Source organism: Olsenella kribbiana (genome assembly GCF_036408795.1).
Taxonomy (GTDB): Bacteria; Actinomycetota; Coriobacteriia; order Coriobacteriales; family Atopobiaceae; genus Olsenella_L; species Olsenella_L kribbiana.
Genome location: NZ_JAZGJP010000003.1, coordinates 80,975 through 106,293 on the forward strand (window position 1 = coordinate 80,975; position 25,319 = coordinate 106,293).

Sequence of the window (25,319 nt, forward strand, 5' to 3'; positions counted from 1 at the left end):
AAGGACGCAACAGGTACGCAGACACTGGGCCTCAAGCCCAGAAAGGATTTGATCATGAGCACGCCCATGCAGATAACCCTCATCCTGGTTATCGTCCTCATCCTCATCGACTTCATCATGCGCCGCGTCGCCTCCGACCGCATCACGCGCTACTTCGCGCAGGGCTCCTACGACGAGCTCCTGAAGTACATGGATTCGTTCATTGCGAAGATGTACCTGCACCCCTTCAACCGCGACTTCGTGCGCATGAATGCCTATATCGCAAAGGGCGACGACGAGCATGCCCTCGAGGTCTGCGACCGTCTGCTCAATGCCCGCCTCAACAAGAAGCAGCGCGCTGCCGCCGAGGACAAGGCATTCACGCTCTATCTCGATGCCGGCAAGTACAAGGATGCCAAGAAGATGCTGAAGCTCATCGAGGCACGCGACGAGGATGAAGCCTACGAGAAGTCCTGCCGCCAGATGTATGAGATCATCGCGAACAGGAGCTCTGTCTACCTCGACGATATGCTCGAGGAGCTCCCGGATGCCAAGGGCGAGCGCAAGGCCCAGCTCCTCTCCCTCATAGCGCTTCAGTACGGCAACCGCGGCCAGCAGACGAAGGCCAAGATCTACACCGGCATGCTCGAGGACATGGCAAAGGAAGGCCTCAAGGCTATGCAGGAGAAGCAGGCCGAGAAGGACGGCACAGCAGCAGCCGGAAAGTAAAAATTGATGCATCTACAGCAGAGAAGGGACGTACATGCGTCCCTTCTCTGCCATACTTGGGACATACCAGCACAGACGATAAGGGGCAGCATGGACATCACTCCGAATGAGGTCGCAGAGACTCTGGCCATGGTATCAGAGCAAAATCTCGACCTGCGCACGATTACGATGGGAATTTCGCTCTTGGGGTGCGCCGACGAGGATATGGACCGCATGTGCGACAAGATCTACGACAGGATCGTGACGCAGGCAGAACATCTCGTCGAGACGGCCGAGGACCTCGAGCGCGAATACGGCATCCCCATCGCGAACAAGCGCGTCTCTGTCACGCCGATTGCTATGGTCGCAGCAGGATGCGCCGATGAGGACTTCTCCCCGATCGCACGCACGATGGACAGGGCTGCCGAGACTCTGGGCATCGACTTCATGGGCGGCTTCTCTGCCCTCGTGCAGAAGGGCATGGGAAGCGCCGACCAGCGCCTCATCAACTCCATCCCTGATGCCCTCTCCACGACCGAGCGTGTCTGCTCGTCCCTGAACGTTGCCTCGACCCGTGCCGGCATCAACATGGATGCAGTCCTGCGTGCCGCAGAGACGATACGTGCCTGCGCCCAGGCAACGACCGATATCGACTGCTACGGTGCAGCCAAGTTCGTCTGCTTCGCGAACATGGTCGAAGACTCCCCGTTCATGGCAGGAGCCGTGCACGGCGTCGGCGAGGCAGATGCCGTGATCAATGTCGGCGTCTCTGGCCCTGGCGTCATGGCAGCAGCGCTTTCGCAGCTCCCCGACAATGCAGACCTCATGACCGTCGCAGAGAAGATCAAGCAGACCGCCTTCAAGATCACCCGTGCCGGCGAGCTCATGAGCCGCGAGGCATCACGTAGGCTCGGCGTCGCGAAGGGCATCGTCGACCTCTCGCTGGCACCGACGCCAGCAGCCGGCGACTCCGTCGCAAAGATTTTGGAGATTATCGGTGTCGGCACCTGTGGCGGCCCTGGCACGACCTGCGCCCTCGCGCTTCTCAATGACTGCGTCAAGAAGGGCGGGGTCATGGCATCAAGCTCGGTGGGCGGCCTGTCCGGCGCCTTCATCCCGGTCTCCGAGGATGCTGGCATGATCGAGGCTGCCGAGAAGGGCGCCCTTTCGATCGAGAAGCTCGAGGCCATGACAAGCGTATGCTCGGTCGGCCTCGATATGATTGCCATTCCGGGCGATACCTCCATCGAGACCATGGCAGGCATCATCGCAGACGAGATGGCCATCGGCGTCATCAACACGAAGACGACGGCCGTGCGCCTCATCCCTGCCATCGGAAAGGAAGAAGGCGACATGCTCGAGTTCGGCGGCCTCTTCGGATCTGCCCCTGTCATGCCCGTCAACAAGTATGCCGGCAAGGTCTTTGCCCATCGCGGCGGCCGCTTCCCGGCACCGCTCAACTCCCTCAAGAACTGAGCCCAGCTCCCCAGAGAGCATGCAGTCCGGCCACCCTGCAGGATGGCCGGACTTTTCTTTGCCTGCTGGCCTTCATATGCAATGCATGGAATCGCCTCTTGTCCTACGCAGCAGCTGCTGCAGGATTTCATGCACGCAGCAGAAAGTCCCCGGGCTCAAGGCCCGGGGACCAAGCTCTGCCGGCACGCTACAGGGCAAACGGATATTCCCTGAGCGTTTCATAGGACGCGTCGTCCATGACCTCGATCGTGCCTTCGACGTTTGTCAGCGCATCGACTCCTTCCACATCGTCTCCGCTGAACCACATGAAGCCCTCGACGTACTTCCCGCTCTGGACAGTCTCATACAGCTCAGGATCTGCCATCTTCCCATTGACAGAGAATGTGTCGTACTTGGCCGAGACCCGTATGGCCTTGTCGGACTTGTTCGTGATCTTCAAGGTATAGCCAGGATCGTCTGCCCAGTCGACCTTCTTGTCGATGACCTCAATCGTGCATATCTCATCGTCTGCGATGGTCTGACCGATAGGAACTGCTGTCTCGTCGCTTTCTTCGGCGCTTTCTTCGACAGCAGCGGTTCCAGGATCAGCAGCTTTTGCGCTGGGCTCGGGCACGCCCTTCCCGAACATCATCTTGGTGCCATTATCCTCGAGGGTCAGCATCTCATTCGCAAGGGTCGCAGTGATTGTCTGTCCCTCGATCGTGATGGCTGCCTCGGAAGGGCTCTTTGCTTCCCAGGTCCCCGACGTCTCTTCGCCGAAGACGCTGAGCGCGCAGCTCTTGTCCTCCTTGAAGCTCAGCGTGACCGTCACGCCCATCTGCTCCATGAGCGCGATGTCCTCGGAGCTGGTGGATTCGCCGTTTTCCTCCATGCCCACGAGCTTCCAGTCGCCGATGAAGCTCTTGGCCGCATCGGCGCCTCCTCCTGCACCGCCCGATGCACATCCTGCCAGCACGAGGCAGAGTGCAATCATCGACATGAACAGGGCCACCCATCTCTTCTTCCCGATCTCCATTCTCGTCACCCCCTTCTCCTTTCTTCGGCCGGCGTGCTGCACCAGCTGCTTCCTGCATCGCGCAAAGCGCTACGCCCCCATAGCGCCGCCGCAGTATTCGCAGCGCCCATTGGCATCCGGTATGGTCGTCGCGCCGCAGAACGGGCAGGTACGTGCGGTCTTGGGTGCGGCAGCAGCTGCAGCCTTTCCCCGCTCGGTCTCGCGCAGCTCTGTCAGTGCCGCACGGATATCCTGCGCCTGCCGCTCTGCCTCGCGGAACTCCACCGAACTGCGCTCCTCGATGCGGCTGTCGTTCACCCTGAAAGCGATCGTGTCATAGTACGGGACATTCACGTGTATGGTCACATATACGTCGTAGTCCACGTCGTAGCGCGGGGGCTCGTAGCTGTGCTCCACACCCTCCTTGTCCTCCCACCTGATTTCGGAACGTGTCTCCCTTGTCTCGGTATCGCAGCCCGTGACCTGCGAAAAGTCCAGCACGTCCGGATTCGCGTCACGCCAGCGCGAAGAGGAAGTCACCAGAAAACGGCCCGCATCCTCGTCCAGAAGCACCTTGATATCCAGACCCAGTGTCCTGGTGACATGGAAGGCGGCGACACGCTCCTTGTTGGCTTCGCGCCACTCAAGCTGCTCGCGTATCTCCTCGACCGTCGAGCGCCTCCTGTCGCTGAAATAGGGCGAGAGCTTCCTGGCACACTCCTTGCAGAGGTTGCCATCCTCGAGCTTGCGGTTGCCGAGAAGCCCTATCTCGCCACCGCAGATGCTGCAGATCTTCTTCTCGAACATCTTGCCGAACAGTCCCATAGCCGTCTCCCCTTTCCGCCCGTGTGGCCTTCTGCCTCGCTGCCTTGCTGTCACCATGATTCTGCTTGAAGGACGCTCCACAGAGAAGCACCCCGCGGCCCATCCGAAGCCGCGGGGTGCGCCATGAGGTCCAAACGCGCAAGGTCTTTGGAGGAGCTCCGTCGCACTAGAGCCCGCTCCGCTCGTCTCGAGCGCCCATGCCCGGAACGATGAGACCATGGGCGACCGCATGCACTGCCAGACGCAGGATATTGTCGTAGCCGGTCTTGGCAAGGATCTCGGAGATATGCCGCTTGACCGTCCCTTCGCTGAGATAGAGCTCCTGGGCTATCTCCTTTCTGGTCTTCGACTCGCAGACCAGACGCAGGATATCTACCTCGATCTCGGACAGCTCCACACCGTCGGGGATGATGCGCTGCCGGGCGAGAGGAAACGTCGAGTATCCCTCCATGGTCGAGCGGATGATAGCAAGGAGTTCGCCTGTCCCAACGTTCTTGTAGACGAAGCTGTCCACACCGGCCTCGCGGGCACGCTCGACAAAGGTGATTTCAGGAAGCCCGGTCATCACCACCACTTTCACGCCCGGCAGCTCGCCCTTAATCAGGCGTGCCGCCACGATGCCGCTCGAGTCGTTCTCGGTACAGATATCGAGAAGCGCGCAGGCAGCCCCGGTCCTCTTCGTCACAGCAAGCGCATCGGCAGCATCTGAGAGAGAGGCAACGACTTCCATATCGTCCTGCGCATTGATGGTGCAGGCCAGCGAATCCCGAAGCATTGCCTGGTCCTCGACGAGCACGATCGAGATCATGGCTCCCCCCTTCCATCCGGAGCAGCCCCGGGAGGTACATCCGGCAGCTTCCCGCCATCCCCTTGCGGAGGCAGCACTGCCCTGACCGTGAAGGGATGGGTGGAGCATATCTCAAAGGTGGCACCCACCTCCGCTGCCGCCCGCCGCATGCCCGGAATGCCCGTGCCTTCCACCACCTCTGCAGGAGAGGCGCCGTCATTGGTGACGGTAAGCGATGCGCCTTCCGCTCCGCCTGCCCCTTCCATCTGTACCGCGACGCAGGTTGCCTGGGCATGTTTGGCCGCGTTGGTCACTGCCTCGAGGACGATTTCGACAAAGGCAGCAGCCACCGCCTTGTCGGCGGGCAGCTCGCCTGTCACCTGCACCTCGACACCTATGAGCGCAAAGGCGCGCACGATGGATACCAGTCCCGAATTCTCGGCCGGACGACCTGAATCGGCCAAGTCGTCTGCGATATTCGACAGAAGCCCTGCGATCTCTTCAAGCGTCTCGGGGTCGTCGCGTCCGTCTTCGAGATATCGATGGAGGATCGACAGACGCGAGCCTACCGTATCGTGGACACGGATCTTCATCCGCATCACAGCCTCTTCTTCGGCAACCCTTCTCACCTGTGCCATCGAGGCACCCAGCTCCTCGTTGGCGGCCTCGAGCAGCCTGTTGACGCTGGCAAGGCGCCTGCCCAGGGCAGCCTCCTCGCTCACATCGAGCGCCATGATCTGCTGGCAGCACCTTCCGCGCAGCACCGCCTCATCACGCACGAAAAGGCATGTGGAAGACGGCATGGTCTCGACAAGCAGGCGATCGGGCGCCGTCTCGCTGGCAAAGGCTTCAAGACGCTCCCAGAGCCCTGTGGCATCGGCAAGGTCTGTCCTGAAGCCGAGCGCAGTGAGGCTTCCGCGCATGGCATCATTCATGAAGAGAACCTCGCGCTGCGCATTAATCCACATCACGCCCTCCGGCAAGGCATCAAGGGCATCGATGATTGAGAGGCGCGAGACCGATGTCCTGGCTTCATGCAGATCGAAGGCAAGCGCAGCTACGACGCGCGCAGCAAAATACGAGACATCGACGACGAGGAGCACAGCCATATGCTGCCCAAGCAGGGCGATGCCTGCCGGTGTGCTGCACAGAAACAGCACCGCCTCCGCCAGTCCGCTCCACCGCCTCAGCCGCAGGGCATACAGGATGGCGGCAACAGCCGCCACGGCATGCACCCAGAGGAGCGGCTCGATCGGCAGAAGCATCGGATGCAGCCAGAGGAGGATGTGCCCCCTGTTCTCAATGGCAGAACTCGATGCTGCGCAGGCCAATACAAGGTGCAGGGCAAGCATCGCTTCATAGAGGACAGCGGGCAATCGCGGAACGGCACTGCGCCTCATGGCACAGAAGCACGCATGGACCGTCTGTCCCGCGGCAAGAAGGTAGGACAGCGCGCAGAGGGCAATCAGCGTCGAGGCGCGCATCGAGAAGATATTGCTCATCCGCCTTCTCCCTCCGTCCTTGGCACCCGAAGGCGCAGGGCAGCATTGAGCGAGACCGAAGATGTCTCGAGCGAGAGGTCCCCGCCCTGGGCATCGAGGCTATTTCTGAGGCTCCTGGCAGCCATCTCGAGACGTCCTGCCGGCACCTGGGCCGCTTCGAGCGCCACGCGCATCACGACGTCTGTTCCCTCCTCAGACACAAAGATCATAAGGATGGGGTCGGCTGCGAACAGGGCAGCGGATGCCACATCGTAAAGGCAGTCATAGAGCACGCTCACCGTCCCTGCAGGCAGCACGCTCTTCACATCCACGCAAGCAGCGCAGTCCACGCCGATGGAGCGCAGGTCGGAGGCCGTCTCGTTGAAGACAAGCTGGAGCCGGTCGCGTTCGAAGGCAGAACTGCTCTTCACGGAAAGGACCAGCGCGCCCTTGCGCTTGCAGTAGGCAACCAGAAGCTTGACCTCGGTAAGGATATCCCAGCGTGCTGCACGCTCGTCAGGGCCTGTGCCTTTCGGCAGCTGGGACAGCAGCTCCTGTATGCGGCTTACCTTGTTCGAGATGGATGCCTCGATGCTTGACAGAAGGCGCTGCTCGCTCTCGAGACGCCACAGCTCGTGGCGCACGCCGCTTTCATGCCGCAGGACCTGGTTGCTTCTCCGGAGACGCTCCTGCCGTTCCCTGAGCATCTGATGCTGCCGATCCAGGAAGCTCACATCCTCTGAAAGAAGCGCCGCTCCCCCACTCACGCCATATGCCTTGAAAAGCATATGCGGAATGGCCGATGTCCTGAGACGGATCACCTGCGCATCAGCGCGCGGCTGCGCAGCCTCCAGGACAAGCCCGAGCACTTCCTGGGGCAGAGGTCCTGCAGCATCTGTCGCATATGCAGCAGTGCCATCGCGCTCCAGGATCTTGAGGTCGAGCGGCAGACGCTGGAAGGCCTCGCTATACCAGGCATATGATGGCAGCAGGCCGAAATCGAGCGCCAGCTCCAGGAGCACAACCACAATCAGGCAGTAGTTGAGCGAGAAGTTTGTCTTGTACGCATGCTCGTACCGGAGCGCATACTGCAGCGCGTAGACCGCAAAGGGCACGGCCGCCATGAAGAGAAGGCCGATGATACCATGGAGCTGGCGGCGCGACGAGAACAGCAGAAAGCCGAAGAAGGCCAAATATTCTGCCGCATAGACAGAAACCGCAAGCCAGTACCCCCACCCATAGCTATAGGCGCTCTGCCAGTCCGGCTTCGAGATGTCAAAGCGGAAGACCTGAAGATGCCAGGTATTGGTGAGCACGAGGACGACAAGCACGATGCTGATTGCACCAAGCGCGCGGCTGAGCACAGTGGCCCATGGACGGGAATCAAGCGCTGCCGCCCGGATGGCACAGAGAAGGCAGAGCGCCGGGATTGCTGTCATGGGCACATAGTAGAGGTACCACAGAAGAGCGATGATCCGGCTGTCCTGGATCGGATAGCGGTACTTGATGAGCACATCGAGCATCCAGAGGCCCACAAGAGCTGCTATGGTCTTGAGATGATGGCGGATCTGCGCATCGGAGCAGCGGATATGCACCGAAAAGCCCCATGCGGCAGCCGCAGGGGCGCAAAGGATCATGAACCCCGAGGTGGAAGAAGGCCCCACGGCATAGGCGCCCGGCGCCGCAAAGGGAAACACCGGCAGCACAAGAGGCGTCCCAGCTTCAGGAGGGGTGGCGCTGCCGAATGCCTCGAGGGCAAGCAGGGCAAGGCAGAGCACAGCGCCGCCGGCACAGCATGAGGCAAGGATCCTGCGCCCAAACGTGTCTGCATGCTGGCCCATATATGAGCAGCTCCTTTCGGCAGCGCTCCAAGGACTCCTTTCTTTACATTCTATCGAAGACATGGGCGGCAGAATTGGTCTGGCGGCCAAGCTTCGCCGAGCGTTATGAGACGTCTGGCAATTTTCCTGCTGCTGCAGTTGTGCCACGCTCTGAGAGAGGCAGCGCGCCATGCGCGCACGGGAGAAGGGATTGCCATGGGACTTCTGAAGGCTGGCATGGGTGCCGTCGGCGGCGTTCTTGCCGATTCCTGGCGGGACTACTTCTATTGCGACTCGCTCGATGCAGACACTCTCGTCGCCAAGGGCCGCAAACGCATATCGGCGCAGGGACGCTCGTCCAATACCCGCGGCGAGGACAACATCATTTCGAACGGCTCCGTGATCGCGGTGAATGAAGGGCAGTACATGATCATCGTGGAGCAGGGTGCCGTCGTCGAAGCCTCTGGCGAGCCGGGCGAGTTCGTCTACGACAGCTCGACAGAGCCGAGCCTTCTGTTCGGCGGAGGCCAGACAGTGCGCGAAAGGATCCTGGCGTCGTTCGAGCGCGCAGGCACGCGCTTCTCCTTTGGCGGCGACACCGGCAAGGACCAGCGCGTCTACTTCTTCAATGCAAAGGAGATTGTGGGCAACAAATATGGGACGGCAGCGCCGGTGCCGTTCCGTGTGGTCGACAGCAATATCGGACTCGATATTGATATTGCCGTTCGCTGCAACGGCGAATATTCCTACCGGATCGTCGATCCGCTCATGTTCTACAAGAATGTCTGTGGCAATGTCGAGGAGCCCTTTACAAGAAGCCGCATCGATTCGCAGTTGAAAAGCGAGCTTCTCACGGCGCTGCAGCCCGCCTTTGCCCGTATCTCCGAGATGGGAATACGCTACTCGGCAGTGCCGGCACACACGGCAGAGCTTGCGCAGGCTCTCAACGAAGAGCTCTCCCAGTCATGGAGCCAGACGCGCGGCATCGAGATAGCCGCCTTCGGCGTAAACTCCATCGTCGCTTCGCCCGAAGACGAGGCAATGATCAAGGAGCTCCAGAGGGCTGCCGTCATGCGCGACCCCACGATGGCCGCAGCGAACCTAGCTGCCTCGCAGGCAGATGCGATGCGTATGGCCGCTTCCAATACGGCTGGTGCGGCGGTAGGCTTCATGGGCATGGGGATGGCAAACGCGATGGGTGGCAACGTGAACATGCAGGGGCTGTATGGCATGGGCACAGGCGGAGGCCAGCCTGCCCCTGCAGCCAGCAGAGCCTCCGCGCCCTCCTCGGCATCAGACACCTGGACCTGCTCCTGCGGGGCCACGAACACCGGGCGCTTCTGCGGAAACTGCGGAAGCCCCCGTCCGAAGCCGCAGGATGGCCCCTGGACCTGCTCCTGCGGGGCCACGAACACCGGGCGCTTCTGCGGAAACTGCGGCAAACCCCGTCCCTAGCCGCCGATGCCGCTCCCCCGAAAAAGTGGCTGCCTCTGGTGCAGAAGGGCCGGGAGGATTGCTCCTCCCGGCCCTTGGGCTGCCGGATCTGAATGATGAACCTAGGCGAGCACAACACCGCCGAGCCAGCCCCAGCGTGCCGGGACGACGCCCGAGAACGTAGAAATCCAGGAATCGACGCTCGTGCTCCTGATATAGCCGATGTTGTCCATCACGGTGCCGTTGCCGACGTAGATGCCGATGTGGCCGTAGATCCTGCCTGCGGCGTCGAGGTTGTGCGAGGAGACAGCGATAATCATGCCCGGCTGGAGGTCGCCCCTGTTCGAGCTGCCGCACCATGAGGCATACATGTCGCAGGCATTGCCACCGAAGTAGCCGACACCGGCATTCTGGAACACGTTCGTGACCCAGGCAGCGCAGTAGCCATAGCCCGGTGATGGCGTGCTGCTGCAGGCAGACAGCACCGACGAGAGCGAACCGTTGCCGCCGCCCGTGCTGATGGCACCCGCGCCGGAAGCGGCATAGGAGCCGGAATACGAGCCTGACGACGCTGCTGCGGCAGCTGCTGCAGCTGCTGCCTGGCGCTGGCGCTCGGCCTCTGCTGCCGCCTCTGCCTGCTGGCGTGCCTGCTCGGCGTTGTTGTAGGCAACGAGGTCGGCATCCTTCTGGGCAAGGAGCTGCTGGACGGCAGAGTCTGCATTCGCGAGGAGGTCTGCGACTTCCTGCTGCTTCTGGGCCATCTGGTTCATCTGCTCGGTCTGCTGCTGGTTCAGGGCATCGAGCTGGGACTTCTGGTCCTCGAGCGCAGCCTTCTGCGCATCGAGCTCATCCTTCGCGGCCTTGACCTCCTGGATCATCGCATTGTCTGCTGCCGTGATCTTGTCGAGGTAGTAGACGTTCTGGAACAGGTCCTCGAACGAATCGGAATTCAGGACAATCGAGATCAGGTTGTCGTTTCCTGCCTTGTACGACGATGCCATGCGTGCACCAAGCACCTGGCGCTTCTGGTCGAGATCGGCCTGCTTCTCGTCGATGTCCTCCTGCGTCGCATCGATCTGCTTCTGGACATCCTCGATCTGGGAGAGGGTGTTTGCCTGCTGCTTTGCAAGGCCCTCATAGTCGTTCTGAATCTGCGTAAGCTGGGCTGAGATCGAATCGTATTCAGACTGGGCAGCATCGAGCTGGGACTGCGTCTCCGCAAGCTGGTTCGCTGCATCATTGGCGGCAGCCGTTGCATCGGCCACATCGTCTGCGAAAGCGCGAAGCGGGCTGCCAAGCACGGCAAGGGCGCCAGCAGCGCTCAGCATCATCTTCAATGCGCTGCGGCGTGAGAGGGAGGGCGTGCGCCTCGTCTCGTCGGTATTCTGATCTATAGGTGTCACGTTCACTCCTTACGGGGCATGCTACGTTTTGCAATAACTGCAAGTGAGTACAGATAGCGCATTCAACACTATACGCCTAACAGAAGGACTCATCGACACTCCACAGAAACAGCCGCTCCCTTAAGAAGCCTTGAACAGCCTTTATGGAGCTTGCTTGTCCCTGAGACCGCACTGAGCCGCGCCTGAATGAAATCATGCATCTGTTCGCAGTTGTCTGCCTCTGGTTCGATAGTGTCCTCTGGTCTTGTGGTCCGCATATCGTAATACCAATACTGCGCTCCTGAAATCGCCCTGTCACGGCCCCGCAACAGACGCCCCGTACCGTCTTCAGTGTGCATGCTTCAGGGAAGGAGCTTTCATATGAACAATGCGGATACAGCCTTCGTGCTGCTCTCGGCCGCGCTGGTGCTCTTCATGACACCAGGACTCGCCTTCTTCTATGGCGGGCTGGGGCGCAGGAAGAATGTCGTGAACAACATCCTGGCATCGCTCTTCACGATCGGCCTCGAGATCGTCCTGTGGATCTGCGTCGGCTTCTCGCTCTCGTTCGGGTCCGACCACGCAGGCATCATCGGCGGCTTCGACTACCTCATGATGCAGGGCGTCTCTGCCGATGCGGCAGGCCCCTATGCAGCGACAATCCCATTCCTTGCCTATGCGCTCTTCCAGATGATGTTCTCTGTCATCACCCCTGCCCTCATCACGGGCTCGGTTGCAGGACGCATGCGCTTCAAGGCGCTCTTTGTCTTCATCCTGCTCTGGTCCTTCGTCGTCTACTACCCCATCGCCCACATGGTCTGGGGCCAGGGCGGCCTTCTTGCCTCAATCGGCTCAGTCGACTTTGCCGGCGGCAATGTCGTCCATATCAGTTCCGGCATCTCGGCGCTCGTGCTCTGCCTCGCGCTCGGCAAGAGGAGCGGCTATTCGGATGTGAACTACCGCGTCCACAACATCCCGCTTGTCGCGATCGGCGCGACGATCCTCCTCTTTGGCTGGTTCGGCTTCAATGCAGGATCTGCCCTTGCTGCTGACGGCCTCGCGGTCCATGCCTTCGCGACGACGGCGCTCTCTGCAGCTGCAGCGGAGCTTGGCTGGATGCTCATGGATGTGCTCTTCGACCGCAAGCCGACGCTTGTCGGTGCCTGCACCGGCCTCGTGATCGGCCTTGTGGCGATCACGCCAGGCTGCGGCTTCGTGCCTCTTGCTGCAGCGCTTCCCATCGGCTTCATCGGTGCTGTCATCTGCTACTTCACGTGCTCCCGCATGAAGGCGCATTTCGGCTACGACGATGCACTCGATGCCTTCGGGTGCCATGGCATCGGAGGCATCTGGGGAGGCATTGCAACAGGCCTCTTTGCAAGCAAGGCCGTAAACCCTGCTCTCCAGTGGAATGGCCTCTTCTTCGGCGATACGGGCCTCATCTGCGCCCAGATCATTGCCATGCTGGTGACGATAGCGCTTGCTATCGTGGGCTCGCTCATCTGCATTGCCCTCACGAAGGCAATCTGCGGATCTCTGCGTGTCACAGAGCACGAGGAGCACATCGGCCTCGACCTCACGCAGCACGGCGAGCGTGCCTATCCGTCCTTCACCGGTCTCGACGATTAGCCAGGAGGCAGCAATATGATCAAGGTAGAAGCAATCGTGCGTGAAGAGCGCCTCGAGGACGTGAAGGAAGCCCTGCGTGCCATAGATGTTCGTGGCATCACGGTCTCCCAGGTCATGGGCTGCGGCACCCAGCTCGGCTACACCCACATGGTCCGTGGCAACAAGGTCGCTATGAACATGCTGCCGAAGGCGAAGTTCGAGATCGTCGTCTCGAACGAGGACTGGGCAGAGAAGACCGTCAATGCGATCGTGAAGGCGGCACACACCGGCGAGCCAGGCGACGGCAAGGTCTTCTGGTATGACATTGACCATGCAATACGCATCAGGACTGGCGAGCGCGATACCGAGGCCATCACCCCGAGCCCCAACGCTAAGTTCGAAGCCCTCTGAGGCAGAGCCTCTCCAGCAGAAGAGCGGACAGAAGACAGCTTCTGCCCGCTCTTTTCTTGTCTTTGTACTGCCTGTTCTAGAGGAAGCGCACCTCAGGCTCGAGGAAGACGCCAAACTGCTTCAGCACCTCATCCTGCACATGCCCGATGACCGCATGGACATCTTTCGCTGTCGCATGGCCCAGGTTCACGACAAAGCCGGCATGCTTCGTGGAGACGGCTGCATCGCCGACACGGTAGCCCTTGAGCCCGGCATCGGTGATGAGCTTGCCGGCAAAGAAGCCCTCAGGGCGCTTGAACGTGGAGCCTGCACTGCCATACTCGAGCGGCTGCTTCTCCTCGCGCCTGCGCGTGAGATCGTCCATCTTCGCCTGGATCTCTGCCTTGTCACCCCGCTTGAGCGCATAGGTGACCTCGAGCACGATGAGGCCCTCCGTGCGGACGCGGCTCCTGCGGTAGCCGAAATCGAGCTCAGCGTTCTGGTAGGTACGCATATTGCCGTCTGCATCGAGCGCCGCAAGCGACTCGAGCACATCGGCCGTCACCCCGTCATAGGCTCCTGCGTTCATGAAGGCAGCGCCTCCGACAGAGCCAGGGATGCCGCAGGCAAACTCGAGGCCCGAAAGGCCTGCTGCCTCAGCCGCAGCGCATACATCCTTCAAGGTCGCCCCTGCCCCGCAGCGAAGCTTCGTTCCCTCGACATGAATTTCGCAGAAGCGCTCGAGCGAGACGATGGCGCCACGGTATCCCGCATCGTCGACGAGGAGATCGGAACCTTTGCCCAGAATGAAGTACGGCATGCCAGCCGTCTTCAGGACCTCAAGCGTCTTCTTCACCTCATCGGCGTTTCCTGGCAGCACGAAGAGATCGGCAGGACCGCCGATCTTGAAGGTCGTATGCTCGCTCATCGGCTCGTCCGTGACGATATTGCCCTTTCCCACCACCGACTCGAGCTCTTCTGCCAGCTTCTGTGCATCGCTGTTCTGTCCCATATGGTCTCCCTTCCGCTCCGGCGGAAGCCTGATGCGCCACCTGTTTATCATTCCCGAGTATAACGGAGCGCCTCCCAGCAGCAGATAGTCTTGCTGTGAAGCACGCATTCGGCATATGCACCGAGCTGGCGCATGTGTCTGGATGAAAAGCCTTCGGGTTTGCAGGGGCGCATCCCGCATGGGCGGAATGCGCCCCCGTTTTTTCCGCCACATCCTGCCTTTCATGCAATGGTCTCTGCAATGCCTGTCTTTTCCTGCGCTTTCACCCGCCAAGATGCGCCCTGTACGGCCTAGAATGTCTCTTTGCGCAGACTACCGGCAGGAAGGCAAGATAGAGCATGGCAAGCATGACACTGAGGCAGAGATGGCTTCCGATTCTTCTGAGCGGCATCTTCGTCGTCGCAATGGCAGCCGTCTCCGACATCACCTCCTGCTCGGAGATCCTCTTCCCGGAGATCACCGCTATCGTCTGCGGCGCCTGGATCCAGCCTCACCAGGCCTGGAACATCGACCGTCCCCGCATGCTCCTCCTCATGGGATCGGGTGCTGTCTTCGGAGTGCTCCTGAACCTCTTCATGCCGGGACCGATGTGGGCGCGTGCCGTCCTCGGCTATGCCTTCTGTGCCCTCATGATGAACATCGTGGCAGCGGACATGACGCCGATGCTCTCGGCTGCAATCCTGCCCGTGCTTCTCGGCACGAGGGAGTGGGTCTATCCTGTCGCCGTGATCGTGCTCGTCTCGCTGGTCTGCCTGGGCCAGATAGCGCTCGAGCGCGCAGGGCTCAGGGAGCCTCTTGACTACCATCCCTTCCGGCTTCCGAAGGACCAGGCATTCACGAGCTGGATGAAGCGCCTCGCTGTCTTTGCCGCAATCTCTGCCCCTGCCTATTTCCTGAACCAGCCATTCTTCGCCGTGCCGCCCCTGCTCGTTGCCTACACGGAGCTCACACGTCCTGACTTCACGCTGCGCCTGCGCCCCTGGAAGGGCTGGTGCGCCCTTGCGGGCGCTGCCATGACAGGCTCGCTTGCCCGTGCTGCCGTCGAGGCAGGAGTGCTTCCGCTCGAGCTTGCCCTCGCCCTTGCCTTCGTGGGCCTCATCCTCATCTGGAACGGCCTCAGGTGCTGGCTTCCTCCTGCAGGGGCAGGGCTGCTGCTTGCCTTCCTCGTCCCCTACCATGGACCTCTCATGTATGGCCTCGAGGCTGCGGCGGGCGCTGCCGTCTGGGTCGCTGTGGCTATCTGGGGATTCGATGGCATCCGTCCCTCCCGTGAGACGCACGAGGAGCGCGTCATCGAGGAGCATGCATAAGGGCAGGCAGAGATCTGCACATCAGGCCCTCCTGGCACGCCAGACTGCCAGGAGGGCCTTCCTGTAACGATTGCATGACGGGAATGGCTCTCAGCGAAGATATGTTTCCCTTTTCTTCCTTGGAGTGCTACTGTTCGAGTGTCAGTTTCAGGGCGGGGTGCAATTCCCCACTGGTGGTGACGGAGCATGCGTGCTCCCAAGTCCGCGCGCCGCGAAGAAAAGAGCGGCTGATCTGGTGAGAATCCAGGACCAACGGTTACAGTCCGGATGGAAGAAACGGAGGGCCTATTATGGCCAAAGCCACTTCTCACCATGACACGCATTCGACGACAGCCCAGGGAGGCTGGAGCACGAAGAGGATTGCCGTCACGGCACTCTTCTGCGCGCTTGCTGCTGTCTGCACGCTCTTCATCGAGATTCCTCTCCTGCCGGGTGTGCCCTGGCTCCAGTACGATCCTTCCGGCATCGTCGCGCTCGTCGCAGGCTTCGCCTTCGGCCCTGCCGTCGGCGCCACGGTCTCCATCATCTCCTACCTGCCGCATATCGCGACGGCCTCCGGCTTCTGGGGCATGGTCATGGCAATGCTTGCAACCTTCTCGCTCGTGATGCCCGCCAGCCTCATCTACCAGAAGCACACGACGATGAAGGGCGCCATCGCAGGAATGGTCGTAGGTGCCGTCGTCTCTGTCCTCTGCTGCATCGTCGGCAACCTGATCGTCACGCCGATCTATGCAGGCATGACGACAGAGCAGGTGGCAGCGCTCATCGTTCCTGCCCTTCTTCCCTTCAATGCTGCAAAGGTCCTCATCAACTGCGTCGTGTGCGGCCTCATCTACAAGCCCGTCACGAAGGCGCTTGCAGATAGCGAGTAGCGATGCAGGAAAGCCGCACTTCCGAAATTCGCCTCGACGGCGTCACGCTCAGATTCGAGCATGGCATACAGGCACTCGATGATCTCTCGCTCGATGTTCCCTTAGGTCAGCATCTCTGCATCCTCGGCGCGAACGGTTCAGGCAAGTCGACCCTTGCTGCCGTCATCTCCGGCCTTCTTGCGCCCGATGAGGGCACGGTCGAGATTGCAGGCAAGCGTGTCTTCGAGGACGGAACGGCCGATTTCGAAGCCTACCGCGAAGCCAGGCGGAAGTGTGGCCTTGTCTTCCAGAATCCCGGCGACCAGATCGTGACGACGGTCGTCGAGGACGATGTCGCCTTCGGTCCCGAGAACTTGGGACTTGCGCCCGATGAGATCGACCGGCGCGTGAAGCGCTCGCTCCACAAGGTCGCGCTCGAAGACTATGCAAGGCGCGACCCTACCCGCATGTCCGGAGGACAGCAGCAGCGTGTCGCGATTGCCGCCACCCTTGCTATGGACCCCGAGCTCTTCGTCTTCGACGAGCCAGGAGCGCTTCTCGATGTCCGCGGCCGACGCTCCATCATGAAGGTCATCTCTGCCCTCAGGGATGCCGGCAGGACTGTGATCCATATCACCCATTTCATGGAAGAGGCCCTCGCGGCAGACCGCGTCATCGTCCTCTCCCGCGGCAGAATCGCGCTCGACGGCACACCTGCCGAGGTCTTCTCCCACGAGGATGAGATAGCGGCACTGGGCCTCGAAGAGCCTTTTGCCGGAAGGCTTTCCCGCCGTCTGCGCGCGGGCGGATCCGATATCGTCTGGACCCCGTCCGAGACGGAGCTCCTGGACGAGCTGGCGGCGTGCATCCCGGCATCTTCGGCAGGCATCTGTCCCCTGCCACAGAAGCGTGCAGACATCCCCGCAAATGGTGCACCCGCACTTTCCGTCTCCCATGTGACCTTTCGCTACACGGACTCTTCCGCGCAGACGGTGCCCGCCCTCAAGGACGTGAGCCTTGCTGTCTCGGCAGGCGAGTCCTGTGCGATCGTCGGCCAGACCGGATCGGGCAAGTCGACCCTGGCCCGCCTCATCTGTGCCCTCGGCGTGCCGGATGAAGGAGAGATCTCCGTCCTCGGCATCTCGACGGCAAAAAGGCGCGGCCGCCGCCTTCTCCATGGAAAGATCGGCTACGTGATGCAGCATCCCGAGCGCCAGCTCTTTGCCCAGACGGTCGCAGAAGATGTCGCCTATGGGCCGAAGAACCTGGGGCTCTCCGATACGGAAGTCTCCCGCCGCGTCGAACATGCCCTTGCCCTCGTCGGCCTCGAAGAGAAGAGGGATGTCTCCCCGTTCGAGCTTTCCGGCGGCCAGAAAAGGAAGTGCGCCCTTGCCGGTGTCATCGCAATGGGACCTGAGATCCTCGTACTCGACGAGCCGACAGCCGGCCTCGACCCCTCAGGCAGGCATGAGCTCTCACATATCCTCGATGCCGTGCATGCAGAAGGTACTGCGACCATCGAGATCACGCACTCGATGGACGATGCCGCACGTGCCGACCATATCTTTGTGCTCGACGAGTCTGAGCTCCTCATGTCCGGCACGCCCGAAGATATCTTCTGCGGACAGAATGCCCAGCTCCTGCACGAGCGGGGGCTCGGCCTTCCTTCTGCCCTGACGTTCGCGCTCGCACTCGAAGAGCGCCTCGGCCAAGACGGCTGCATAGCTTCCTCGGCAGGAAACCCGCTCACGATCGATGCCCTTGCTGAGGCCATCCTTTCAATGCTCTCGGAAGGAGGGGAATAGCATGACAATGAGGATAGGCATTGGCCAGTACTATCCGCACCCCTCCTTCCTCCACAGGCTCGACCCCCGCGTGAAGGCAGGCTGCGCCCTTGCGGTCATGCTTGTCATCTTCTTCATCCAGACGCCGCTCCAGCTCCTCTATGTCTATGTGCTTGCAGGCGCCCTCATCGCTGCAAGCAGGATCCCTGCGAAGAAGATTGCCGAGTCCATAAAGCCGCTTGTCCTCATCCTTGTCTTCCTCGGCATCTTCAACCTGTTCTTCGTGCGTACAGGCACGCCTGTCTTCACGCTCGGACCCATCGAGATCACCTCGGCCGGCCTCTGGGACGCCGTGCTCTACCCCCTGCGCTTCACGGTCGCGATCCTTGCAGGAGCGCTTCTGCTCATGACGACAACACCGACGGAGCTTACCGATGCCTTCGACGGCGTGCTTGCGCCCCTGAGCCGCTTTGGCCTTCCGGGGCATGAGCTTGCGATGGTCTTTTCCCTCATGCTCCGCTTCATCCCGACGATTGCTGATGAGGCCTCTGCCATCATCGATGCGCAGCGTGCTCGTGGCGGCGGCTGGGACTCGGGCTCCATCTCCCGGCGCATCCACGGCATCGGCCCTGTTGTCATAGCCCTCCTTGCAAGCTCTGTCCGCCATGCCCACAATGTGGGACGCGCCCTCGATGCCCGCTGCTATGAGGGCGGAGCGGGCCGCACGCAGTGGCACTCGCTCCATATGGAGCAGAAGGATTGGGCAGCGCTTGCCGTCTGTGCTGCGGCCCTTTTAGGCCTCTTCCTTGTAGGCCTCATCTAGCCCAATCACCTGCTCTTCTTGTGCAGTTGCCCCTGCAGGCCCCCTGCGCCTTTAGAATGTATGGGTTCAAGAATCTAGTTCCGATGCCTCTGCATCGGCATACCCAAAGGCAAAGCATGAGCAATGTGTCTGACGAGATCTCGAAGCGCCGCACCTTCGCGATCATTTCCCACCCGGATGCGGGCAAGACGACCCTGACCGAGAAGCTCCTCCTCTATACCGGCTCCATCCAGACTGCCGGTTCCGTCAAGGGCAAGTCGAGCTCGAAGCATGCCGTATCCGACTGGATGGACATCGAGAAGGAGCGCGGCATCTCCGTCACGTCCTCCGTCCTCCAGTTCACGTATGAGGGCCACTGCATCAACATCCTCGATACCCCGGGCCACCAGGACTTCTCCGAGGATACCTACCGTACCCTCATGGCTGCCGATGCTGCTGTCATGGTCATCGACGGCGCCAAGGGCGTCGAGGCGCAGACGATCAAGCTCTTCAAGGTCTGCACCCTCCGCCATATCCCGATCTTCACGTTCGTGAACAAGCTCGACCACGACACCCGCGACCCCTTCGACCTTATGGAGGAGATCGAGGACGTGCTTGGGATAGGGACCTATCCGATGACATGGCCAATCGGATCGGGCAGGAACTTCAAGGGCGTCTTCGACCGCAATTCCCGCCATGTCATTGCCTTCGAGGGCAACGGCCGCGCCAATGCGACGAAGAAGGTCGGAGAGATCGAGGCGGAGCTCGGCGACCCGGCGCTCGACGATCTCGTCGGCGAAGAGAACCACAAGAACCTGATCGATGATATCGAGCTCCTCGACGGAGCCGACAACGAGTTCGACCTCGATGCCGTGCGCCACGGCAAGCTCACGCCGGTCTTCTTCGGCAGCGCCCTCACGAACTTCGGCGTCGAGCCGTTCCTCAAGGACTTTCTGCGCCTTGCCCCTGCCCCTCTTGCCTACAAGGACACGATCTCCGGCGAGACCATCGATCCTGCCACGAATCCGTTCAGCGGATTCATCTTCAAGATCCAGGCAAACATGGACCCGAGGCACCGCGACCGCATCGCCTTCGTGCGCATCTGCTCCGGCAAGTTCGAGCGCGGCATGGATGCCTATCATGTGCAGGGCGACCGCCATATCAAGCTCGCGACCGGCACCGCAATGATGGCAGACGACCGCGCAACCGTGGACGAGGCCTATGCAGGCGATATCGTCGGCCTCTTCGATCCGGGCATCTTCTCGATCGGAGATACGGTCTGCGCCGGCAAGACGCCTGTCAAGTATCCGCCTATCCCGACATTCGCTCCCGAGCACTTCGCCCGCATCACGCAGGTCGATACGCTCAAGCGCAAGCAATTCGTGAAGGGCATGGAGGAGCTTGCCCAGGAAGGCGCCATCCAGATCTTCCGCGAAATCGGCTCCGGCATGGAGTCCGTGATCGTCGGTGCCGTCGGCGTCCTCCAGTTCGATGTCCTGGAGCAGCGTCTCCAGAGCGAATACCATGTCGCCGTGCGCAGGACCCCTCTTCCCTACTCGATCATCCGGTGGATCCAGAACTCGCCTGACGAGCTCGACCTCAAGACCCTGAACCTCACGCGCGACACCTGCCGCGTCGAAGATATGCGAGGCGGCAGGCTCCTGCTCTTCACAAGCCAGTGGAACCTGAACTGGGCAGAAGAGAACAACAAGACCCTGAAGCTCTCCGAGTTTGGCAATATCGCCTTCGAATAGGCAATGAATAGGCAATAGATACAAAGAATGTCTGAGGAACCAGATGGCAGAAGCTTTCTGGTTCCTCTCTTATTGAAAGGCGATGTCCGCCGCTTGCTGGTGCATCTTCTTCTCTCGAGCCCAACTCCACTATGCTTGATGGAAGCAATTCCGCTTTGAAAGGAAATCTATGCGCTATACGGAATTCGGACCAGGCAAAACGAAGGTCTCCTCTGTCATGCTTGGCCTCATGCGTGTGGACAAGATGGATGCAAAGGCTCTCTCCCATCTCCTCCACACCTCCCTCGAACTTGGAATCAATGCAATCGATACCGCAGACATCTATGCAGGAGGCGACTCAGAGCGCCTTCTGGGAGTGGTCTTTGCAAAGGAGCCAGGCCTTCGCGACAAGCTGTTCCTGCAGACGAAGGTCGGCATCCATAGGGACAACGGCCTTACCTACTATGACTTCTCGAAGCAGTATCTCCTGGATGCCACGCATGCCTCTCTGAAGCGCCTGGGAGTCAATCAGGTGGACGCTCTTCTTCTCCATCGTCCCGATATCCTGATGGATGCCAACGAGGTCTCAGAAGCCCTCTCAGAGCTCCGCAAGGAAGGGCTCGTGAAGGACTCCGGCGTCTCGAACGAGAACCCGGCCACCATGAAGCGCCTGCAGGCTGCCTGCCCCTTCCCGCTTGCCGCCAACCAGGTACAGCTCTCTATCGCTTTTGCCCCTGCCTTCGAGACCGTCCTCAATGCGAACATGGAGTGCAATGATGCCACCATGCGTGACGGCGGCATCTTCGAATACGCCCTCGCCCACGACCAGGTCATCCAGACCTGGTCGAGCCTCCAGTATGGCTACTTCGAAGGCACGTTCCTGGACAATCCGAAGTTCCCAGAGCTCAATAAGGTCCTGAAGCGCATTGCCGAGGAGCACGGCGTGACGCCTGCCGCCATAGCCATTGCCTGGAACCTCCGCTATCCCGGCAAGATGCAGGCCATCGTCGGCACGACAAATGAGCAGCATCTTGCCGACCTGGCGAAGGGTGCCGATATCGAGCTCACACGCAGGGAATGGTATGAGCTCTACATGGCAGCAGGAAGGCAGCTTCCCTGATAGATGCATCTCCTGTGCATATGAAATGGGGGCCGCATCTGCGTCCCCCATTCATGCTTGTCTTCTATTCAGCAGCTTCGTCGCGCCAGCCCTTGCACACATCGACCCAGCCTTCAGCCTGCGAACACTCCTCAAGCTCAGAAAGCGTGATCTCCACCGCAGAGTTCGCACTGCCAGCAGCAGGGAATATCGTATCAAAGCGCTTGAGCGAGCAGTCGAGATAGGTCTCGACGCCGTCCTTCACCGCGAAGGGGCAGACGCCGCCCATAGGGTGGCCGACGATATCTGTGAGCTCATCGGCAGGAACGAACTTCGGCTTCGTGCCAAACTCCTTCTTGAAGGCAGAGCTCCAGAGCTTTGCATCGCCCGCACAGACGACAAGCACCGCCTTCTCTCCCACCATGCATGCCATGGTCTTTGCAATCAGAGCCGGCTTGCATCCCAGATCTTCGGCTGCCTCTTCTACGGTAGCTGACGATGCATCGAACTCGATGATGTGGTCCGCTATGCCAAACGGCTTGAGATAGTTCCTGACTGCTTCGACAGACATATGCTTCTCCTTCTTGAAGTTTGCCGGAGCACAGCATAGCTTTGAAGAGTTGCTAGGCTGTTACCAGCACAGAAGTGCAGATATATGCAGGAAGGGCCCCCGCATGATGCAGGGGCCCCTCTGCCAGGCTGCGCATATAGAGGCAGAGGGAGGGAAGCGCGGATGCGCTCCCCTCCCTCTCCGGCACGAATGCCCTCTGCTGGCCAGCGGCGTCCTGCTCTCCCACGGACTCGCTCCGCAGTACCATCGGCGCTCGGGGGCTTAACTTCTGGGTTCGGAATGGGACCAGGTGTGCCTCCCCTGCCATGGCCGCTGGCCGGCACAGGGCATTCATATGTCCATCCGTGCCCTGGGGGCCGCACAGCGCTCGGCAACCATCCATCCAGCATCCTCACGCTCCGGGCATCGGAGATGAAGAGCTCGGCCGATTAGTGCAGCTCGGCTGAGCGCCTCGCGGCGCTTGCACCTGCTGCCTATCTACCATGTGGTCTGCATGGGGCCTTACCAGAAGGAAGACTCATCTCGGGATGGGCTTCCCGCTTAGATGCTTTCAGCGGTTATCCCGACCGGACTCAGCTACCGGGCAGTGCCGTTGGCCGACAGCCCGCACACCGGAGGTCCGTCCACCCCGGTCCTCTCGTACTAGGGGCAGCCTCCCTCAGTCTTCCTGCGCCCACGGAGGATAGGGACCGAACTGTCTCACGACGTTCTGAACCCAGCTCGCGTACCGCTTTGAATGGCGAACAGCCATACCCTTGGGACCTGCTCCAGCCCCAGGATGCGATGAGCCGACATCGAGGTGCCAAACCTTCCCGTCGATGTGGACTCTTGGGGAAGATCAGCCTGTTATCCCCGGAGTACCTTTTATCCGTTGAGCGACGGCCATTCCACTCTGTGCCGCCGGATCGCTAGAGCCCGGTTTCCCGTCTGCTCGGCTTGTCTGCCTCGCAGTCAGGCCTGCTTATGCTCTTGCACTCATGAGGATGGTTGCCGACCATCCCGAGCAGACCTTGCGCGCGCCTCCGTTACTCTTTAGGAGGCGACCGCCCCAGTCAAACTACCCACCAGACACGGTCCCCCTCCCGGATCACGGCGAGGGGTTAGGATGCCAGAGCGCCGAGGGTGGTATTCCAAGGGCGACTCCCCAGAGGCTGGCGCCCCTGGTTCGAAGTCTCCCACCTATCCTCTACACGGCGAACCGGCAGCCAATGTCTAGCTGCAGTAAAGGTTCACGGGGTCTTTCCGTCCTTCCGCGGGTAAGTCGCATCTTCACGACTAGTGCAATTTCGCCGGGCCCATGGTCGAGACAGTGTCCAAATCGTTACGCCTTTCGTGCAGGTCGGAACTTACCCGACAAGGAATTTCGCTACCTTAGGACCGTTATAGTTACGGCCGCCGTTTACCGGGGCTTGGATTCGCTGCTTCGCTCGCGCTGACAGCTCCTCGTGACCTTCCGGCACCGGGCAGGCGTCAGACCCTATACGTCGCCTTGCGGCTTCAGCAGAGTCCTGTGTTTTTGATAAACAGTCGCTTGGACCTTTCCACTGCGGCCGCTCCAGGCTCCGGGGGCATGCCCCATCACCCGAAGCGGCACCCCTTCTCCCGAAGTTGCGGGGTGATTTTGCCGAGTTCCTTAACCATGGTTCTCCCGATCGCCTTGGTATGTTCTACCCACCCACCTGTGTCGGTCTGCGGTACGGGCCCCTCGGGGCTCCCTAGAGGCTTTTCTCGGAAGCATGGGATGACTCGCTTCGCCTTGTGGCTTCGTCAGCCGCCTCGGCCTCCCTGGAAGGCGGATTTCCCTGCCTTCCGGCCTACGCGGCATCACGGGGACGTCCAGAACCCCGCCGAGCTGCCCTTCTCCGTCACCCCATCGGTAATAGCGCCCCTTCGGGGGTGCAGGAATGTCTGCCTGCTGTGCATCGGCTACGCCTTCCGGCCTCGCCTTAGCTCCCGACTGACCCTGGGAGGATTAGCCTTGCCCAGGAAACCTTGGGTTTGCGGCGGCGGCGTTTCCCACGCCGCTCTCGCTACTCATGCCAGCATTCTCCCTCCCGGCAGGTCCACCGGAGGTCGTCCTCCGGCTTCGCCCCTGACGGGATGCTCCCCTACCGCTGCGCCCTGTGGCGCAGCCCGCCGCTTCGGTGCCATGCTTAGCCCCGTATATTGTCGGCGCATGTCCACTCGACCAGTGAGCTGTTACGCACTCTTTGAATGGGTGGCTGCTTCTGAGCCAACATCCTGGTTGTCTGGGCAGACGCACATCCTTTGCCACTTGGCATGGACTTGGGGACCTTGGCGGGCGGTCTGGGCTGTTTCCCTCTCGAATACACGGCTTAGCCCACATATTCTGACTCCCAGGCTCTGGACCGCTGGCATTCGGAGTTTGATTGGTGTTGGTAGGCGGTGAGGCCCCCGCGACCATTCAGTGCTCTACCTCCAGCGGTAAATGCCTGGGGCTAGCCCTAAAGCTATTTCGGGGAGAACGAGATATCTCCAGGTTTGGTTAGCCTTTCACTCCTATCCACAGGTCATCCCCTCAGTTTTCAACCTAAGTGGGTTCGGCCCTCCACGGGGTCTTACCCCCGCTTCAGCCTGCCCATGGATAGATCACCTGGCTTCGCGTCTGCGGCGCGCGACTCGTGTCGCCCTGTTCGGACTCGCTGTCGCTGCGGCTGGCTCCTGTGCTTCGCCTCGCCGCGCACCGCAACTCGCTGGCTCATTCTACAAAAGGCACGCCGTCACGGATCCTGTCCGCTCCGGCTGCTTGTAGGCGCACGGTTTCAGGTACTGTTTCACTCCCCTCCCGGGGTGCTTTTCACCTTTCCCTCACGGTACTTGTCCGCTATCGGTCACAGGAGAGTGTTCAGGCTTGGAGGGTGGTCCCCCCTGCTTCCCACCGGGTTTCACGTGTCCGGCGGTACTCAGGCACCTGCCGCCCATGGATGGATGTACGCGTACGGGGCTCTAGCCCTGTCTCGCCGGCCTTCCCATGCCGTTCCGCTCGTGCATCCATGGACATATGTGCAGGCCCTTCAACCCCGCGGGCGCAGTGCGCTCCGCGGTTTGGCCTCGTCCCCGTTCGCTCGCCGCTACTGGGGGAATCTCGTTTGATTTCTCTTCCTCCGGGTACTGAGATGTTTCAGTTCTCCGGGTTGCCTCCTTCCGGCATATGCGTTCTGCCGGAGGTGCGGGGGTATGGGCCCCCGCGGGTTCGCCCATTCGGAGATCTGCGGGTCGAAGAGCATGTGCCTCTCGCCGCAGCTTATCGCA

General features: G+C 60.9%; 19 protein-coding genes, 2 rRNA genes and 1 riboswitch (1 of these 22 cut by a window edge). Of the genes, 11 read left to right on the forward strand and 10 right to left on the reverse strand.

Annotated elements, in window-relative coordinates:
* The first annotated feature begins 54 nt into the window (after positions 1 to 54).
* Both VXJ24_RS03185 and VXJ24_RS03190 read left to right on the forward strand, forming a co-directional pair.
* Positions 55 to 708: a hypothetical protein gene (locus tag VXJ24_RS03185; RefSeq protein WP_330971476.1), complete on the forward strand. Its 654-nt coding sequence runs from the start codon at positions 55 to 57 to the stop codon at positions 706 to 708.
* 90 nt (positions 709 to 798) lie between these two features.
* Entirely contained in the window at positions 799 to 2,163 is a 1,365-nt protein-coding gene (locus tag VXJ24_RS03190; RefSeq protein WP_330971477.1) for a PFL family protein, read from the forward strand.
* Between the two features lie 187 nt (positions 2,164 to 2,350).
* Here the strand turns inward: VXJ24_RS03190 and VXJ24_RS03195 are convergent, their stop codons facing one another.
* The 5 genes from VXJ24_RS03195 to VXJ24_RS03215 all read right to left on the reverse strand — a co-directional run bounded on the left by VXJ24_RS03195 (position 2,351) and on the right by VXJ24_RS03215 (position 8,091).
* Positions 2,351 to 3,178, reverse strand: a complete 828-nt coding sequence (locus VXJ24_RS03195; protein WP_330971478.1) for a hypothetical protein — start codon at positions 3,176 to 3,178, stop codon at positions 2,351 to 2,353.
* A gap of 69 nt (positions 3,179 to 3,247) precedes the next feature.
* Positions 3,248 to 3,982 (reverse strand): DUF4428 domain-containing protein, encoded by a 735-nt coding sequence (locus tag VXJ24_RS03200; protein ID WP_330971479.1) that lies wholly within the window; start codon positions 3,980 to 3,982, stop codon positions 3,248 to 3,250.
* A 166-nt stretch (positions 3,983 to 4,148) separates the two neighbouring features.
* Entirely contained in the window at positions 4,149 to 4,790 is a 642-nt protein-coding gene (locus VXJ24_RS03205; protein WP_330971480.1) for a response regulator transcription factor, read from the reverse strand.
* The gene (locus VXJ24_RS03210; RefSeq protein WP_330971481.1) at positions 4,787 to 6,271 is read right to left on the reverse strand and encodes a sensor histidine kinase; all 1,485 of its coding nucleotides are present in this window, start codon (positions 6,269 to 6,271) and stop codon (positions 4,787 to 4,789) included. The genes VXJ24_RS03205 and VXJ24_RS03210 overlap by 4 nt, the downstream gene beginning before the upstream one ends.
* Positions 6,268 to 8,091, reverse strand: coding sequence for a hypothetical protein (locus VXJ24_RS03215; RefSeq protein ID WP_330971482.1), 1,824 nt, complete (start codon positions 8,089 to 8,091; stop codon positions 6,268 to 6,270). Before VXJ24_RS03215 ends, VXJ24_RS03210 begins: the two co-directional genes overlap by 4 nt.
* Before the next feature lie 195 nt (positions 8,092 to 8,286).
* Between VXJ24_RS03215 and VXJ24_RS03220 the strand changes: the two genes are divergently transcribed.
* Entirely contained in the window at positions 8,287 to 9,525 is a 1,239-nt protein-coding gene (locus tag VXJ24_RS03220; RefSeq protein ID WP_330971483.1) for an SPFH domain-containing protein, read from the forward strand.
* Between the two features lie 101 nt (positions 9,526 to 9,626).
* On the opposite strand, the gene VXJ24_RS03225 is transcribed toward VXJ24_RS03220, so the two are convergent.
* Complete coding sequence (locus tag VXJ24_RS03225) at positions 9,627 to 10,907, reverse strand: coiled-coil domain-containing protein (protein ID WP_330971484.1); 1,281 nt, start codon at positions 10,905 to 10,907, stop codon at positions 9,627 to 9,629.
* Positions 10,908 to 11,267: 360 nt separating this feature from the next.
* Between VXJ24_RS03225 and VXJ24_RS03230 the strand changes: the two genes are divergently transcribed.
* Together VXJ24_RS03230 and VXJ24_RS03235 are read left to right on the forward strand one after the other, a co-directional pair.
* Positions 11,268 to 12,515: an ammonium transporter gene (locus tag VXJ24_RS03230; RefSeq protein WP_330971485.1), complete on the forward strand. Its 1,248-nt coding sequence runs from the start codon at positions 11,268 to 11,270 to the stop codon at positions 12,513 to 12,515.
* Between the two features lie 15 nt (positions 12,516 to 12,530).
* Positions 12,531 to 12,905, forward strand: coding sequence for a P-II family nitrogen regulator (locus VXJ24_RS03235; RefSeq protein WP_330971486.1), 375 nt, complete (start codon positions 12,531 to 12,533; stop codon positions 12,903 to 12,905).
* Between the two features lie 76 nt (positions 12,906 to 12,981).
* On the opposite strand, the gene murB is transcribed toward VXJ24_RS03235, so the two are convergent.
* Positions 12,982 to 13,896 (reverse strand): UDP-N-acetylmuramate dehydrogenase, encoded by a 915-nt coding sequence (gene murB / locus VXJ24_RS03240; RefSeq protein WP_330971487.1) that lies wholly within the window; start codon positions 13,894 to 13,896, stop codon positions 12,982 to 12,984.
* Between the two features lie 338 nt (positions 13,897 to 14,234).
* Between murB and VXJ24_RS03245 the strand changes: the two genes are divergently transcribed.
* From VXJ24_RS03245 to VXJ24_RS03270, 6 genes are all read left to right on the forward strand, one after another.
* Positions 14,235 to 15,206: a hypothetical protein gene (locus VXJ24_RS03245; RefSeq protein WP_330971488.1), complete on the forward strand. Its 972-nt coding sequence runs from the start codon at positions 14,235 to 14,237 to the stop codon at positions 15,204 to 15,206.
* A 139-nt stretch (positions 15,207 to 15,345) separates the two neighbouring features.
* Positions 15,346 to 15,489: riboswitch (FMN riboswitch) on the forward strand.
* Positions 15,490 to 15,496: 7 nt separating this feature from the next.
* Positions 15,497 to 16,078 carry an ECF transporter S component gene (locus VXJ24_RS03250; protein ID WP_330971489.1) on the forward strand — a complete coding sequence of 194 codons (582 nt, stop codon included), beginning with the start codon at positions 15,497 to 15,499 and terminating at the stop codon, positions 16,076 to 16,078.
* A gap of 2 nt (positions 16,079 to 16,080) precedes the next feature.
* Positions 16,081 to 17,862, forward strand: coding sequence for an ABC transporter ATP-binding protein (locus VXJ24_RS03255; RefSeq protein ID WP_330971490.1), 1,782 nt, complete (start codon positions 16,081 to 16,083; stop codon positions 17,860 to 17,862).
* Position 17,863: 1 nt separating this feature from the next.
* On the forward strand, positions 17,864 to 18,664 hold the full coding sequence (locus VXJ24_RS03260) for an energy-coupling factor transporter transmembrane component T family protein (protein WP_330971491.1): 801 nt from the start codon (positions 17,864 to 17,866) through the stop codon (positions 18,662 to 18,664).
* Positions 18,665 to 18,780: 116 nt separating this feature from the next.
* Positions 18,781 to 20,397: a peptide chain release factor 3 gene (locus tag VXJ24_RS03265; protein WP_330971492.1), complete on the forward strand. Its 1,617-nt coding sequence runs from the start codon at positions 18,781 to 18,783 to the stop codon at positions 20,395 to 20,397.
* Between the two features lie 169 nt (positions 20,398 to 20,566).
* Positions 20,567 to 21,496, forward strand: coding sequence for an aldo/keto reductase (locus VXJ24_RS03270; RefSeq protein WP_330971493.1), 930 nt, complete (start codon positions 20,567 to 20,569; stop codon positions 21,494 to 21,496).
* Positions 21,497 to 21,560: 64 nt separating this feature from the next.
* Here the strand turns inward: VXJ24_RS03270 and VXJ24_RS03275 are convergent, their stop codons facing one another.
* The 3 genes from VXJ24_RS03275 to VXJ24_RS03285 all read right to left on the reverse strand — a co-directional run.
* Positions 21,561 to 22,046, reverse strand: a complete 486-nt coding sequence (locus VXJ24_RS03275) for a YbaK/EbsC family protein (protein WP_330971494.1) — start codon at positions 22,044 to 22,046, stop codon at positions 21,561 to 21,563.
* A 201-nt stretch (positions 22,047 to 22,247) separates the two neighbouring features.
* Positions 22,248 to 22,363 (reverse strand): 5S ribosomal RNA (gene rrf, locus VXJ24_RS03280).
* Between the two features lie 91 nt (positions 22,364 to 22,454).
* A 23S ribosomal RNA gene (locus VXJ24_RS03285) occupies positions 22,455 to 25,319 on the reverse strand (it continues 64 nt past the right edge of the window).